The sequence below is a fragment of the Streptomyces sp. NPDC002181 genome (genome assembly GCF_042890485.1).
Taxonomy (GTDB): Bacteria; Actinomycetota; Actinomycetes; order Streptomycetales; family Streptomycetaceae; genus Streptomyces.
Map to the genome: position 1 here is coordinate 38,160 of NZ_JBIASC010000012.1, position 13,526 is coordinate 51,685.

At 72.9% G+C, this 13,526-nt stretch carries 13 protein-coding genes; 5 read left to right on the forward strand and 8 right to left on the reverse strand.

Translation table 11 applies throughout. The features are described 5' to 3' along the window. Positions 1–11 precede the first annotated feature (11 nt). Positions 12–932 (reverse strand): SDR family oxidoreductase, encoded by a 921-nt coding sequence (locus ACFYXV_RS25980; protein WP_385477361.1) that lies wholly within the window; start codon positions 930–932, stop codon positions 12–14. A gap of 119 nt (positions 933–1,051) precedes the next feature. Between ACFYXV_RS25980 and ACFYXV_RS25985 the strand changes: the two genes are divergently transcribed. Beyond that, positions 1,052–1,978: a cyclase family protein gene (locus ACFYXV_RS25985; RefSeq protein WP_389384175.1), complete on the forward strand. Its 927-nt coding sequence runs from the start codon at positions 1,052–1,054 to the stop codon at positions 1,976–1,978. A 97-nt stretch (positions 1,979–2,075) separates the two neighbouring features. After that, positions 2,076–2,864 carry a VOC family protein gene (locus ACFYXV_RS25990; protein ID WP_385477369.1) on the forward strand — a complete coding sequence of 263 codons (789 nt, stop codon included), beginning with the start codon at positions 2,076–2,078 and terminating at the stop codon, positions 2,862–2,864. Positions 2,865–2,928: 64 nt separating this feature from the next. Here the strand turns inward: ACFYXV_RS25990 and ACFYXV_RS25995 are convergent, their stop codons facing one another. Together ACFYXV_RS25995 and ACFYXV_RS26000 are read right to left on the reverse strand one after the other, a co-directional pair. Then, positions 2,929–4,107, reverse strand: coding sequence for a glycosyltransferase (locus tag ACFYXV_RS25995; RefSeq protein ID WP_389384176.1), 1,179 nt, complete (start codon positions 4,105–4,107; stop codon positions 2,929–2,931). A 93-nt stretch (positions 4,108–4,200) separates the two neighbouring features. Then, positions 4,201–4,782, reverse strand: coding sequence for a hypothetical protein (locus ACFYXV_RS26000; RefSeq protein WP_385467268.1), 582 nt, complete (start codon positions 4,780–4,782; stop codon positions 4,201–4,203). A gap of 148 nt (positions 4,783–4,930) precedes the next feature. On the opposite strand from ACFYXV_RS26000, the gene ACFYXV_RS26005 reads away from it, so the two are divergent. After that, complete coding sequence (locus ACFYXV_RS26005; RefSeq protein WP_389384177.1) at positions 4,931–6,109, forward strand: sensor histidine kinase; 1,179 nt, start codon at positions 4,931–4,933, stop codon at positions 6,107–6,109. Continuing rightward, positions 6,106–6,771, forward strand: a complete 666-nt coding sequence (locus tag ACFYXV_RS26010; protein WP_389384178.1) for a response regulator — start codon at positions 6,106–6,108, stop codon at positions 6,769–6,771. Before ACFYXV_RS26005 ends, ACFYXV_RS26010 begins: the two co-directional genes overlap by 4 nt. Positions 6,772–6,970: 199 nt before the next feature. Here the strand turns inward: ACFYXV_RS26010 and ACFYXV_RS26015 are convergent, their stop codons facing one another. The 4 genes from ACFYXV_RS26015 to ACFYXV_RS26030 all read right to left on the reverse strand — a co-directional run bounded on the left by ACFYXV_RS26015 (position 6,971) and on the right by ACFYXV_RS26030 (position 11,015). Continuing rightward, positions 6,971–7,405 carry an ATP-binding protein gene (locus ACFYXV_RS26015; protein WP_383343011.1) on the reverse strand — a complete coding sequence of 145 codons (435 nt, stop codon included), beginning with the start codon at positions 7,403–7,405 and terminating at the stop codon, positions 6,971–6,973. Between the two features lie 342 nt (positions 7,406–7,747). Further along, a complete protein-coding gene (locus tag ACFYXV_RS26020) occupies positions 7,748–8,653 on the reverse strand; it encodes an acyl-CoA dehydrogenase family protein (RefSeq protein ID WP_389384179.1) in 906 nt (301 codons plus the stop codon). A 5-nt stretch (positions 8,654–8,658) separates the two neighbouring features. Next, positions 8,659–9,822 (reverse strand): acyl-CoA dehydrogenase family protein, encoded by a 1,164-nt coding sequence (locus ACFYXV_RS26025; protein WP_389384180.1) that lies wholly within the window; start codon positions 9,820–9,822, stop codon positions 8,659–8,661. Then, a complete protein-coding gene (locus ACFYXV_RS26030; RefSeq protein ID WP_383343005.1) occupies positions 9,822–11,015 on the reverse strand; it encodes an amidohydrolase family protein in 1,194 nt (397 codons plus the stop codon). The genes ACFYXV_RS26025 and ACFYXV_RS26030 overlap by 1 nt, the downstream gene beginning before the upstream one ends. A 144-nt stretch (positions 11,016–11,159) precedes the next feature. On the opposite strand from ACFYXV_RS26030, the gene ACFYXV_RS26035 reads away from it, so the two are divergent. Next, positions 11,160–12,719: a class I adenylate-forming enzyme family protein gene (locus ACFYXV_RS26035; RefSeq protein WP_389384181.1), complete on the forward strand. Its 1,560-nt coding sequence runs from the start codon at positions 11,160–11,162 to the stop codon at positions 12,717–12,719. A 105-nt stretch (positions 12,720–12,824) separates the two neighbouring features. On the opposite strand, the gene ACFYXV_RS26040 is transcribed toward ACFYXV_RS26035, so the two are convergent. Further along, positions 12,825–13,343, reverse strand: coding sequence for an EF-hand domain-containing protein (locus tag ACFYXV_RS26040; RefSeq protein WP_385467248.1), 519 nt, complete (start codon positions 13,341–13,343; stop codon positions 12,825–12,827). Positions 13,344–13,526 lie beyond the last annotated feature (183 nt).

A 13,526-nucleotide genomic window follows, 5' to 3' on the forward strand; every position in this document is an offset into this window, starting at 1 on the left:
TCCGGGCTCCCCTACGCGTTGGGGCGGTCCTTGGCGGCCGCCGCCTTGGCCATGGCTTCCAGCTGCGCCAGCATCGGCATCGGGTCGGTGCCCACCGTCCCGGGCAGGAAGTCGGCGATCTTCTCGGGGGTCCAGGAGCCCTCGGCGTAGCCGGCGCGCAGTTCGCGCGGCTGCGCCCAGACGGCGATCTTCGGGCCGGCGATCGTGTAGACCTGCCCGGTGATCTTCTCGCCGCCGACGGCCACGGCCTTGTCGGAGAGCAGGTAGGTGACGAGGGCCGCGACGTCCTCGGGCTCGCCGATCTCCTTGAGCTCCATGGGGACGTTCGCCGACATGCGGGTGCGGGCGACGGGCGCGACGGCGTTGGCGGTGACCCCGTACTTGGCCAGCCCGAGCGCGGCGGAGCGGACGAGGGAGATGATCCCGCCCTTGGCCGCGCTGTAGTTGGCCTGGGCGACGGAGCCCTGGTGGTTTCCGCTGGTGAAGCCGATGAGGGTGCCGGAGCCCTGGCGGCGCATGACGGCGGAGGCCGCGCGGAAGACGGTGAAGGTGCCCTTGAGGTGGGTGGCGACGACGGGGTCCCACTCCTCCTCGGACATGTTGAACAGCATCCGCTCGCGCAGGATGCCGGCGACGCACACGACCCCGTCGATACGGCCGAACCGCGCGAGGGCGGTGTCGACGATGCGCTGGCCGCCCGCCATGGTCGAGATGTCGTCGGCGACGGCGACGGCCTCGCCGCCGGCGGCCTGTATCTCCTTCACGACGCCGTCGGCTATCTCGCTCGCCGGCTCCCCGCCCCCGATGCCCACGCCGTAGTCGTTGACGACGACCCTGGCGCCCTCGGCGGCCGCCGCGAGCGCCACGGCCCGCCCGATGCCCCGGCCCGCGCCGGTGACGGCCACGACCTTGCCGGCCAAGAAGTTCCCCACGCCCGACCCCTTCCCGCGTTTTCTGACGGTCCGTTAGATTCTATGACCAGTCGGATGTCCGGGCACAAGCCCTAGTCGGCCTCAGTTGCCCCAGCGCACCCCAGGAGCTGATGGAAGCCATGACCATGCCCCCCGAGTTCCACGACATCGCCAAGCGCGTCAACAACTGGGGCCGCTGGGGCGCCGACGACGAGATCGGCACCCTGAACCTGGTCACCGACGAGGTCGTACGGGCTGCCGCAGCCGAGATCCGCACGGGCCGCCGGATCGCGCTCGCGCTCCCGCTGAAGGAGGACGGGGTACAGGCCGGCATGATCCCCGGCCGGGTCAACCCGCTGCACACGATGGTGCAGATCAACCAGGAGCTGTTCGGGCCGGGCACGGTGGCGTGCAGCGACGACGCCGTGACGATGGGGCTCCAGTCGGCCACCCACTGGGACGCCCTCACGCACGTCTCGCACTCGGGCCGCATCTACAACGGCCGTCCCGCGTCCACGATCACGGCCCACGCGCGCGCCGAGTTCAGCGGCATCGACAAGGCCGGCCACATCGTCTCGCGCGGCGTCCTGCTGGACGTGGCCCGCGCGAAGGGCCTGGACCGGCTGCCGGGCGGCCACGCGGTGACCCCGGAGGACCTGGCGGAGGCGGAGGAGTTCGGCGGGGTCACGGTCCGCCCCGGCGACATCGTCCTGGTGCGCACCGGCCAGATCCAGGTCTACCTGGCGGGCGACAAGCACGGCTACGGCTTCCCGTCGCCCGGGCTGTCCGTCCGCACCCCGGAGTGGTTCCACGCGCGCGACGTGGCGGCGGTGGCGAACGACACCCTGACCTTCGAGATCTTCCCCCCGGAGATCGAGAACCTGTGGCTGCCGGTGCACGCGCTGGACCTGGTGGAGATGGGCATGCACCAGGGCCAGAACTGGAATCTCGAAAAGTTGTCCACAGCCTGTGCAGAAGAGAACCGTTACGGCTTCCTGCTGTCGGCCATGCCGGAACCCTTCGTCGGCGGCGTCGGCACCCCGGTCGCCCCGGTGGCCATCCTCTGAGCACGTTCAGCCGTACGGCCCGATTCCGGCGGTGGGGGCGGGGTAGAGAGGGCCCGTCCAACCCTCATCGGCAGCCCCGGAGGCATCCGTGCCCGACATGAACGGCCCCTACCAGGCCGGCACCCCCTGCTGGATCGAGCTGATCGTCCCCGACCAGCAGGCGGCCCTCGACTTCTACCGCGACCTCTTCGGCTGGCAGGGCGAGATCGGCTCGCCGGAGACCGGCGGCTACTCCGTCTGCACCCTCAAGGGCAAGCCGGTGGCCGGGATCATGCGCGCGTCCAACCCGGACGGTTCCGTCCCGGACCCGATGCCTCCGACCGTGTGGACCACGTACCTGGCCACCGACTCCATCGACTCCACCCTCAAGTCGGTCACGGACGCGGGCGGCACGGTGGTGATGGGCCCGATGGACGTCATGGACCTCGGGCGGATGGCCGTCGTCACCGACCCGACGGGGGCCGCCGTCGGCCTCTGGCAGTACGGCACCTTCGCCGGGGCGGGCATCGTCAACGAGCACGGCGCGCTGATCTGGAACGAGCTGACGACCGGTGACATCGACGCCGCGTCCGCGTTCTACTCCGCCGTGCTGCCGCTGACGACGGCGAGATCGCAGATGCCGGGCGCCGAGGAGTACACGGAGTTCCAGGTCGGGGGCCGCGCGATCGGCGGGATGATGGACCTCGCCTCGATGCCGACCGGCGTTCCGCCGCACTGGCTGCCGTACTTCGCCGTCGACGACGTCGACAGCGTCCAGGCGGCCCTGGTCCGGGCCGGCGGCACGGTCAAGGCCCCGGCGTTCGACATGGCGGCCGGCCGCATGGCCGTCCTCGCCGACCCCCAGGGCGGCACCTTCGCGGTGATCGCCGGAGCCGAACCCGCATAGCCCGCGCAACACGCGGGCCTGTTGCCCCCCGGCCGGGGGGCAACAGGCCCGCGTCCGCGGGCGATCAGCCGGACGCGGCGGCGGACAGCACCACGTCCACGAGCCTGTCCGCCGCATCCGGCCGCCCGTGCGCCCGGGCCCGCTGCGCCATCGCCGCCCGCAGGGCGGGGTCGGTCAGGAGCGGGCCCACCGCGTTCTGCAGGGCCTGCCCGGTGACCTCGCCGAGCAGAGCCAGTGCCGCGCCCGCCTCGGCCAGATGACGGGCATTGTGCGCCTGCTCGTCGCCGGCCGACGTGGCGAGCGGGACGAACACCGCCGCCTTGCCCAGTGCGGTCAGCTCGGCCAGCGTTCCGGCCCCGCTTCGCGACACCACGATGTCGGCCAGCGCCAGCACGTCCGGCAGCTCCGGCCCGACGAACCCGGTCACGTGGTACCGGCCGGCGAGTACCGGGTCCAGCCCGGCAGCGGCCGCCCGCAGCCCGTCGACGTTCGCCGGACCGCACTGGTGGATCACGTTCGCGTGAGCGAGCAGCCACGGCAGCACGTCCCGGATCACACCGTTGATCTGCTGCGCGCCCTGCGCCCCGCCGGTGACGTAGACCGTCGGCAGACGCCGGTCGAACCCGAACAGGTTCAGCGCCTCGACCGCCTTGTCCGCGTGGCCGCCGAGCACTTCCGGCCGCACCGGGTTCCCGGTGACCACCGCACGCTCACGCACCTCGGCGGGCAACAGCGCCAGCGAGGACTCCGAGGACACCGCGATGCGCGTGGCCGAACTCGCGAGCTTGCGGTTGGCCAGGCCCAGCCGCACGGTCTGCTCGTGCAGGACCAGCGGACGACGGCACAACCGCGCGGCCAGCCCGGCCGGCACCGCGACGTACCCACCCGTCGCCAGGACGACGTCCGGCTGGAACTCGGAGACGATCGCCCGCGCCTGCGCCACGCCCAGCGGCACCCGCGCCATGTCCTTGACGTTCGCGGCGGACAGCATCTTCAACGGGTTGACCGAACGGCGGATCTTCCCCGTGGCCACCGTCTTGAACGCGATTCCCTCCGCCGGAGCGACACGCGCCTCCAGGCCTTCGGCCGTCCCGATCCACAGGACGTCCAGCGTGCTGCCCGCGTCCGCGAGGCGGCCCTGGAGGGTCCGGATCGCCGTAAGGGCCGGATAGGTGTGGCCACCGGTCCCACCACCGGTCACGAGCAGACGGAACGAACGCGGGAGTGCGGAGGCGGTATTCATCCCACGCACCCTACCGGCGGGGTCGGCCGCGTGCGGGCGCCGGCCGCCCCGCACGCGGTGGACCCGCCGAGTCCGGCATCGCGCTTGCGCGGCTCAGCGGTAGCGGGCGGCGGCTGCCGCGAAGGACGGGGCCTCCGCGGGGGTGAGGGCCTCGACCGCGACCCGGGAGAAGTCGGCGAACTCGATGTCCATACGGCCCTGCAGGACCGAGGCCTGCGTGCGGACGACGGTGACCGCCGAGCGCGGGACCTCCCAGTACTGCTTCATCACGGGCGTCGACTGCCACAGCGGCGAGACGTCCGTGAGCGCGAACCAGCGCCGGTCCGTCACCACGAGGAGGTCCGTCCCCGCGCCCCGCGCACTGGCCCGGCCGATCAGGAACCGGCCGGCCTCGCTCTGCCAGCCGCCCTCCATGGCCGGGCCCGCCGCCGGGTCCGGGAGCCGGTCGGCGGCCGGGTCCCGGCGCTCCTCGTGCGCGCGGCCCTTGAAGAACTGCTGGAGGGGGCGGGGGAGCTTCTCCTCGATCCGCCGGCCGAGCGCCGCCGGCTCCTGCGGCGCGAGCAGGTCCTCCGGCGGGGACGGCACGCCCGGACCCGGCTCGCAGCCGCATACGGCGATCAACTGCTCGTCGGGCTGCAGGAAGTCCTCGGCCTGGCGGCGCCGGTCCTGGTTCACGCGCATGCTCCTACTGCTGAGTAACGTCGAGTGCGCCCCAATTGTCCTCGAAAGCGGAATGCCTGGTTACCACCGGGTCCGAAACCCTCCCGCGGGCTGCATCCCGAGGACGGATGTCCGTCCGTGCGGGGCTCGTTAGGGTCGCGGCATGGACACCTCATCAAGGCGGGCGGGCGGGGGCCGAACGGCGTTCCGGTGGCCGGTCGCGGCCCTGTGGACGTGCGCCGCGGCCGGCACCCTCCTGCTGTCGAACCTCGCCTTCCGCGTCCCCCTCGGCGTGGGGGACCGGATCTTCGAAGTCGGCCCCCTCCTCGCGATCACCTCCGTGCTGACCGGCGCCCTCCTCGTGCGGCGGGCGCCGCTCACCACCCTCGCCCTGATGCTCTTCGGCATGTATCTGGTGCTCTTCCTCGGCCGCGCCCCCGCCCTCACGATCACGCTGGTGATCCCCGCCGCAGTGGCGCTGGGCATGATCGCGGCCACCCGCCCCCGCCGCGTGACCCTGCCGGCCACGGGCATCACCGTCCTGCTGCTGATCACCGCCCAGTTCGCCCTGCCCGCGACCGGCTCCGCCGCCCGCGTCCTGTCCCAGAGCCAGCTGCCGATCGTCGTCCTCGGCTGGCTGATCGGCGACTCCGTACGGCGCGGCCGCGAGTCCGCCGCGCAGGCACAGGCCCGCGCCACCGAACAGGCCCTCACCGACGAAAGGCTGCGCATCGCCCGCGAGCTGCACGACATGGTCGCCCACAGCATCGGCGTGATCGCCATCCAGGCGGGGGTCGGCAGCCGGGTCATCGAAACGCAGCCCGCGCAGGCCCGCGAGGCGCTCCGGGCCATCGAGGCCACCAGCCGCGAGACCCTCGCGGGGCTGCGGCGCACACTGGTCGCACTGCGCCGCAGCGAGCCCGTGTCGACGGCGCCCGCGCCCGGCCTGGACGGCATCGACCGGCTCACCGCGGCCGCCACGGCCGACACGGGCGTACGGGTGGACCTCGTGTGGTCGGGGGAACAGCGCCCGCTGCCGTCCGACATCGAGCTCGCCGCGTTCCGCATCGTGCAGGAGGCGCTGACCAACGTGGTCCGGCACGCGGGCGCCGAAAGCTGCCGGGTGGAGATCGCGTACGGGCCGGACGAACTCGCCCTGGAAATCACCGATGACGGGTGCGGCATCCCGGAAGGCGGCCCGCCCGGCGCCGGATTCGGCCTCACCGGCATGCGGGAGCGCGCCACCCTGCCGGGCGGACGCTTCGAGGCCGGCCCGCGGCCCGGGGGCGGGTTCCGCGTGGCGGCCACCCTGCCCGCCGGACGGTCCGGGGAGAAGCGGTGAGCGCCGGGGTCCGCGTACTGCTCGCCGACGACCAGCCCCTGGTGCGCTCGGGGCTGCGCGTCCTGATGGCCGACACCCCGGACCTGGAGGTCGTGGGCGAGGCCGCGAACGGCGCCGAGGCGGTCCGCATGGCCGCCGAGCTCGCCCCCGACGTGGTGGTGATGGACATCCGCATGCCGGAGATGGACGGCATCGAGGCCACCCGCCGGCTCACGGCCGCCGAAGGCCCCGGCGGCGGCGCCCGGGTGCTGATCCTGACCACGTTCGACGAGGACGAGCACGTGTACGGGGCGCTGCGCGCCGGCGCGAGCGGCTTCGCGGTGAAGGACATGGCGCTGGACGACATCCTCGCCGCCGTGCGCGTGGTCGCGGCGGGCGACGCCCTCATCGCGCCCGGGGTCACGCGCCGCCTGATAGCGGACTTCGTCGCGGGCCCGGCGCCCGCCCCCGAGCGCGTGACGGCGATCACGGGCCGGGAGCAGGAGGTGCTGACCCTGGTGGGGCGGGGCCGGTCGAACGGCGAGATCGCGCAGGACCTGTTCATCACGGTGGCGACGACGAAATCGCACGTGGCCCGGCTGTTGACGAAGCTGGACGCCCGGGACCGGGTGCACCTGGTCATCAAGGCCTACGAAATGGGCCTGGTCGCGCCGCCCCGGTAGGCGCCGGCGGGCGACGGCGGGCACCGGCGGGGCGGCACGGCAACCAGTGGGTGGCGGCGTACGGTCGTGCGCGCCCCGAGCGCGGCACGGCAGCCGCCACCCCACGACCCGCACTCGTCAAGGCCTGCCCTTGGCGTCCCCTCGCGACGAATCGTTCAGTACAAGGGTGATCAACAGTTGACGAACCGTCAACACCTCGTTAGAGGTACACGCGCGGTTCCCAGGTCGCCCGGCAGTCTTCGGGTTTGTCCGCGCGGTCGACCTCGCACCAGATCCGCTTGCCCGCGCCCTCGCGCTGCCAGCCCCAGCGGTCGGCCAGCCCGTCCACCAGCTCCAGCCCGCGCCCGCCCGTGTCGTCCCCCGCGGCCTGCCGCCGGGCCGGCCCGCGGGAGCTGGCGTCGGCGACCTCGACCCGTACGCCCGGCTCCCCGAAGAGCATCCGCAGGACGGCCGGACAACCGGTGTGCACGACCGCGTTGGTGACCAGCTCGGAGATCAGCAGGATCAGCGTCTCGGCGAGCGGCTCGTCGTCCCCTATGCCCGACCCGGCCAGCCGGGACCGCGCCCAGCGGCGGGCCCGGCCGACCTCGGCGGGGTCCGGTCCTACCTCCAGCTGTACCTGAAGCACCTGCACCGCTCACACCATCCGAACCGGCGGACACTTCGCCTCGCGACAGGACGGGATCACCGAGTGTGATCCCCTTGCGGAGCAGCATGGTTGACATACAGTCACCACAACAAGCGCTTCGGGCATATTCCAGCGCGAAGGAGTAGGCGTGGTGCATACTGCGCGTCGCTCGTGCCGCCGTGCCGCTCGCATTCCCGGGAGCGTACCGGAGCAGGCCCCCGAGTCCGGGCCGCAAGGGGCCGGGCCAAGGACACAAACCGATATCAACTCTCTGTAATCGGACATGCGTCCCGGGCCGTCCCGACCGTGCCCCGTCCCGCCCCCGCACCCCCCTTTCGTGACGGTGAGCTACATTGCGCCCGAGGCCAGCTCCGCCGCCAGCAGCTCCTCCGCCTCCCCGGCCGTCCGCCACTGCTCGGCGCGCACCCAGGCCCGCTTGAGGTGCAGGTGCACGTCCGCCTCCCACGTGAAGCCCATCCCGCCGTGCACCTGGAGGCAGTCGCGGGCATTGCGCACGGCGGCCCCGTCGGCGAGCAGCTTGGCCCCGGCGACCTCCGCCGCATCCGCCGTCACCGCCGCCGCGTAGAGCGCCGTACGGGCCACCTCCGCGCGCACCAGCATCCGCGCGCACAGGTGCTTGACCGCCTGGAAGGCTCCGATCGGCTGCCCGAACTGCTCCCGCTCGCCCCCGTACCGCACCGCCAGCTCCACCGTGCGCAGCGCGCTGCCGACCTGGAGGGCGGCGGTCAGCAGCGCGCCCTCCTCGCGGTGGGCCGCCGCCGTTCCGGCGGCCGGCGGGGAGAGCACCCGGTGCAGCGGGGTGAGCGGGTCCGCCGAGGGCACCGGCTCCCCCTGAGGGAGCGACGGCGCACCGAGCACCGCGTCCGCCTCACCGAGGTGGGCCACCAGGGCTCCCCCGAGGTCGAACGCCGTGACCACCGAAGCCCCCTCGGCCGCCCCCGCGACCACCCCCGCCGCCAGGTGCGTGGCGACGAGCGGCCCCGGCAGCAGGACCCGCCCCGCCTCCTCGAAGACGAGGACCGCCTCGGGCAGCCCGAGCCCGACCCCGCCCCGCGCCTCCGGGAGCCGCAGCGCGAAGAACCCGGCCTCGCCGAGCTCCCGCCACAGCCCCCGGTTCAGGGCCCCGCCCGCGTCCACCGAGGCGCGCAGCGCCTCGCGCCCGTAGCGGCCCGCCAGCAGGTCCCGTACGCCCGCCCGCAGGTCGCGCTGCTCGTCCGTCAGCCGGAAGTCCACGGCCCTCACCGGCCCTTCGGGAGGCCGAGGATCCGCTCGGCGACGATGTTCCGCTGGATCTGCGAGGTGCCCGCCGCGATCGTGTACGAGAGGGACGAGAGCCGGTCGAGCACCCACTCCCCGTCCAGCGCGAGGGAGTCCGCGCCCAGTACCTCGGCGGCGGCGTCGTACAGCTCCTGCCGCGCGTGCGAGTAGGCCAGTTTGAAGACGGAGCCGCCGACGCCCGGCACCCCGCCCGAGGCCTGCGACTCGCTCACGTTCCACTGGGTGAGCCGCCACAGGGCGCCGAACTCCCCGTACAGGCGCCCGAGCCGGCGCCGCAGCACCGGATCGTCCCAGCGGCCGTTCGCCCGCGCGGTGCGCGCGAGCGCGCCCAGGGTGCGGCGGCAGGCCACGACCTCGCCGACGAAGGCCGTCCCGCGCTCGAAGGAGAGCGTGACCATGGTGACGCGCCAGCCGTCGTTCTCCTCCCCGACCCGGTTGGCGACGGGGACGCGCACCTCGTCGAGGAAGACCTCCGCGAACTCGGCCGACCCGGCGAGGGTGCGCAGCGGCCGCACCGTCACCCCGGGCGCGTCCATGGGCATGGCCAGCCAGGAGATCCCGCGGTGCTTGGGAAAGGCCTCGCTGACGGGCCGCGTCCGTACGAGCAGCTCGCACCAGTCGGCGACCTCCGCGTGCGAGGTCCAGATCTTCGAGCCGGTGATCACGTAGTCGTCCCCGTCGCGCACGGCGCGCGTGCGCAGCGCTGCCAGGTCGGAGCCCGCGTCCGGTTCGCTGAACCCCTGGCACCACACCTCGTCCCCGCGCAGTACGGGCGGCAGCCAGCGCGCCCGCTGCGCGGCCGTTCCCTCGGCGGCGATGGTCGGCCCGGCGTGCAGGAGCCCGACGAAGTTGGCGCCGACGTACGGGGCTCCGGCGCGTTCGGTCTCCTCCAGGAAGATCAGGTGCTGGGTGGGGGTGGCCCCGCGCCCGCCCGCGTCCACGGGCCAGTGCAGTCCGGCGTACCCGGCGTCGTACAGCCGGCGCTGCCAGCCGGCGTCGTACGCGCGCCGGCCGGGCCAGTCGTCGGGGGACGGCCTGGCGGGCAGCTCGGGCAGGGTCTTGCCGAGCCATTCGCGCAGCCGGGCGCGGAAGTCCCGCTCCTCGTCGGTGTAGGTCAAATCCATCAGACGAGGTCCAGGCCGAGCATGCGGATGGCGTTGCCGCGCATCAGTTTGTAGACGGTCTCGTCGTCCAGGCCCTTCACGTGGTCGAGGGCGACCTCCTTGGTGTGCGGGAAGGTCGAGTCCACGTGCGGGTAGTCGGTCTCGAAGGTGGCGTTGTCGCGGCCGACGACGTCGAGCGAGGCGATGCCGTGCTTGTCGCGGAAGAAGCAGCAGAACATCTGCCGGTAGTAGTAGGTGGACGGCGGCTCGGGGATCAGGTCGCGGACCCCGCCCCAGGCGCGGTGCTCCTGCCAGACGTCGTCGGCGCGTTCGAGGGCGTACGGGATCCAGCCCATCTGCCCCTCGCTGTACGCCAGCTTCAGCGTCGGGAACTTCACCAGAACCCCGCTGAACAGGAAGTCCATCATCGAGGCCATGGCGTTGTTGAAGCTGAGCGAGGCCTGGACGGCGGGCGGGGCGTCGGGCGAGGCGGCGGGCATCTGGGAACTGGACCCGATGTGCATGTTGACGACGGTGCCCGTCTCCTGGCAGACGGCGAAGAAGGGGTCCCAGTGGCCGGAGTGGATGGAGGGGAGCCCGAGGTAGGTCGGGATCTCGGAGAAGGTCACGGCGCGCACCCCGCGGGCGGCGTTGCGGCGGATCTCGGCGACGGCGAGGTCGATGTCCCAGAGCGGGATGATGCAGAGCGGGATGAGCCGGCCGCCGCTGTCGCCGCACCACTCCTCGACCATCCAGTCGTTGTACGCGCGCACGCAGGCCAGGGCGACCTCCTTGTCGTGCGCCTCGGCGAAGGTCTGTCCGCAGAACCGCGGGAAGGTCGGGAAGCAGAGCGAGGCCTCGACGTGGTTGAGGTCCATGTCGGCGAGGCGCGCCTTGGGGTCCCAGCAGCCGCGCCGCATCTCCTCGCGCGTGATGCCTTCGAGGGTCATGTCGTCGCGGTCGAAGCCGACGGCGGCGATGTTGCGCTTGTACGGGAACTTCAGGTCCTCGTAGATCCACCAGTCGGTCGGCGGGCCGTCGGGGTCCATGGAGATCACGTACTTGCCCCCGGTGTACTGGAGCTCGCCGATCCCGGCGGTGAGCGCCTTGGGCCCGCGGTCGCGGTACTTGGCCGGCAGCCAGACGTCGAACAGGTGAGCGGGTTCGATGACGTGGTCGTCGACGCTGATGATCCGAGGCAGTTCCAGTTCCATGGTGTCCCCTCGCGAGCCGATGAATCCGGTGAATCTGATGGAGTGTCAGAAAGTACGCTAGCCCCGCCACCCCTGGACCGACAAGCGCCGGAGGCCTACGCTCTGCGCTGGATCTGACTGAGCGTCAGCTACGGGAGGCCGGGAATGGCGGACACCAAGGACACGGCGGTACGGCTGGGCCACTCCCCCACCCTGTGGGAGCTGGTCGCGGCGCGGGCCGCGCTCAGCCCCGGCGCCCCGGTGCTGATCGAGGCCGCCGAGGACCCCGCCGGCGACCGGACGCTCACCTTCGCCGGGCTGCGCGAGCGCTCCGAGCAGGTGGCGGCGGGGCTGTACGGCATGGGCGTACGGCCCGGCACGGTCGTCGCCTGGCAGCTGCCCACCCGGATCGAAACGGTCCTGCTCTCCCTCGCCCTGGCCCGCATCGGCGCCGTCCAGACCCCGGTGATCCCCTTCTACCGGGACCGCGAGGCGGGCTTCGCGCTGCGCGAGTCCAAGGCCGAGTTCTTCGCCGTCCCGGGCGTCTGGCGGGGCTTCGACCACACCGCCATGGCCGAGCGGCTCGGCGCGCGCGGGGTCTTCGAGGCGTACGGGACCCTGCCCGAGGGCGATCCGGCCGTACTCCCCCCGCCGCCCGCGAACGGCACGGACGTCCGGTGGATCTACTGGACCTCCGGGACCACCTCCGACCCCAAGGGGGTCCTGCACACCGACCGCTCACTGATCGCGGGCGGCTCCTGCCTGGCCCACGCCCTGCGGCTGAGCCCGGCGGACATCGGCTCGATCGCCTTCCCGTACGCGCACATAGGCGGCCCGGACTACCTGGTGATGCTGCTCCTGTACGGCTTCCCCGCGGTCCTCTTCGAGAAGTTCGCGCTGCCGGACGCGCTGGACGGCTACCGGCGCCACGGGGTCACGGTGGCCGGCGGCTCCACCGCCTTCTACTCGATGTTCCTGGCGGAACAGCGCAAGGACCCGGCGGTGAAGCTGATCCCCAGCCTGCGCCTGCTCGCCGGCGGCGGCGCGCCCAAGCCCCCCGAGATCTACCACGCGGTCGTCCGCGAACTGGGCTGCCAGCTGACCCACGGCTACGGCATGACCGAGGTCCCGATGATCACGATGGGCGCCCCGGACGACACCGCCGAGCACCTCGCCACGACGGAGGGCCGGCCCCCGGCCGGGATGTCGATCCGCATCACGGCACCCGGCGGCGAGCCCCTGCCCCCGGACACCGACGGCGAGGTCCGGCTGCGCGGCGAGGCGGTCTGCCGGGGGTACCTGAACCGGGAGGCCCGCCCGGCCGAGGCCTTCGACGCCGACGGCTACCTGATCACCGGCGACCTCGGCCACCTGACGCGGGACGGCTACCTCGTCCTCACCGGCCGCGCCAAGGGCGTGATCATCCGCAAGGGGGAGAACATCTCCGCGAAGGAGGTCGAGGACCTGCTGCACCTGCTCCCGGGCATCGGCGACGTGGCCGTGATCGGCCTCCCGGACCCGGAGCGCGGAGAACGCGTCTGCGCGGTGGTGGAACAGCCGCCGGGCGCCGCCCCCCTGACCCTCGCCCAGCTGACGGCCCACCTGCGCGCCCAGGGCCTGTCCCCGCACAAGCTCCCCGAACAACTGGAACTGGTCGAGGCCCTCCCCCGCAACGAGGCCCTCCGCAAGGTCCTGAAGTACAAGCTGCGCGAACGCTTCGCGTAGAGCGCGCGGGACGTTCGCGCAGGGCGTTCGCGCGAGCGCGGCGGACCGCCGTGCGGCGTACCCCGTACGGGCCGCACGGGGGTTCGGCCTCCCGGACGGCGCGGGCTACGCGTCCGGGGCCTCGACGCCGCAGTACGCGGCGAAGGCCGTCAGGATCTCGTCCTCGGTGATGCGCCCGTCGGCGTCGGCGTCCAGGGCCTCCGCCACGTGGTCGGCCAGTTCGGGCGGGGTGCCCAGGACCCGCAGGACGCGGGCCGCCGCCTGCGGGGTCGTGCCGCGGCCGTCCTCGTCCGCGACCGCGATCACCCCGTGCAGGAACGGCCGGGCGATCTCCGCGAACCGCTGCGGGTTGTCGCGCAGCCGCTTCGCGGCGCCCGTGATGAACTCCTCGCGGGTCACCCGCTGGTCCCCGTCGACGTCCGCGATCCCGGCCATCCCCTGCCAGAAGGCCTCCGCGCCGGCGAAGAGGTCCTGGCCCCTGTCCGACCGCGCGGTGGTGCCGAATTCGGCCAGGACGGCCTTCGCGGCCGCGCTGAAGTCCTCGCGGTCGATGTATCCGTTCCCGTCCTGGTCGAAGGTGGCAAACCGGGCGGCGATCTTGCGCTCGTATTCTGCGCTGTCCATATGCGGCGTTCCGCCTTCACATGTGCGGTGGAGTTCAGTTCAAGACAAGGCAGGAGCGTAAGGCCTACGTGGCCTGCCCGTTAAGCGAAGTCGTCAAGCAGACGGCCGCATCGAACCCGCGCACGGGAAGCGCGGCGGGGCGCGTACACCTGTGCTCATGTGCCGGACCCCGCCACACCGTTC

Bases quoted from the DNA above. Each gene is read 5' to 3' on its own strand.
- ACFYXV_RS26025 (WP_389384180.1), bottom strand. From the start codon at position 9,822: ATGGATTTGACCTACACCGACGAGGAGCGGGACTTCCGCGCCCGGCTG.
- ACFYXV_RS26040 (WP_385467248.1), bottom strand. From the start codon at position 13,343: ATGGACAGCGCAGAATACGAGCGCAAGATCGCCGCCCGGTTTGCCACC.
- ACFYXV_RS26035 (WP_389384181.1), top strand. From the start codon at position 11,160: ATGGCGGACACCAAGGACACGGCGGTACGGCTGGGCCACTCCCCCACC.
- ACFYXV_RS26030 (WP_383343005.1), bottom strand. From the start codon at position 11,015: ATGGAACTGGAACTGCCTCGGATCATCAGCGTCGACGACCACGTCATC.
- ACFYXV_RS26005 (WP_389384177.1), top strand. From the start codon at position 4,931: ATGGACACCTCATCAAGGCGGGCGGGCGGGGGCCGAACGGCGTTCCGG.
- ACFYXV_RS25995 (WP_389384176.1), bottom strand. From the start codon at position 4,107: ATGAATACCGCCTCCGCACTCCCGCGTTCGTTCCGTCTGCTCGTGACC.
- ACFYXV_RS25990 (WP_385477369.1), top strand. From the start codon at position 2,076: ATGAACGGCCCCTACCAGGCCGGCACCCCCTGCTGGATCGAGCTGATC.
- ACFYXV_RS25985 (WP_389384175.1), top strand. From the start codon at position 1,052: ATGACCATGCCCCCCGAGTTCCACGACATCGCCAAGCGCGTCAACAAC.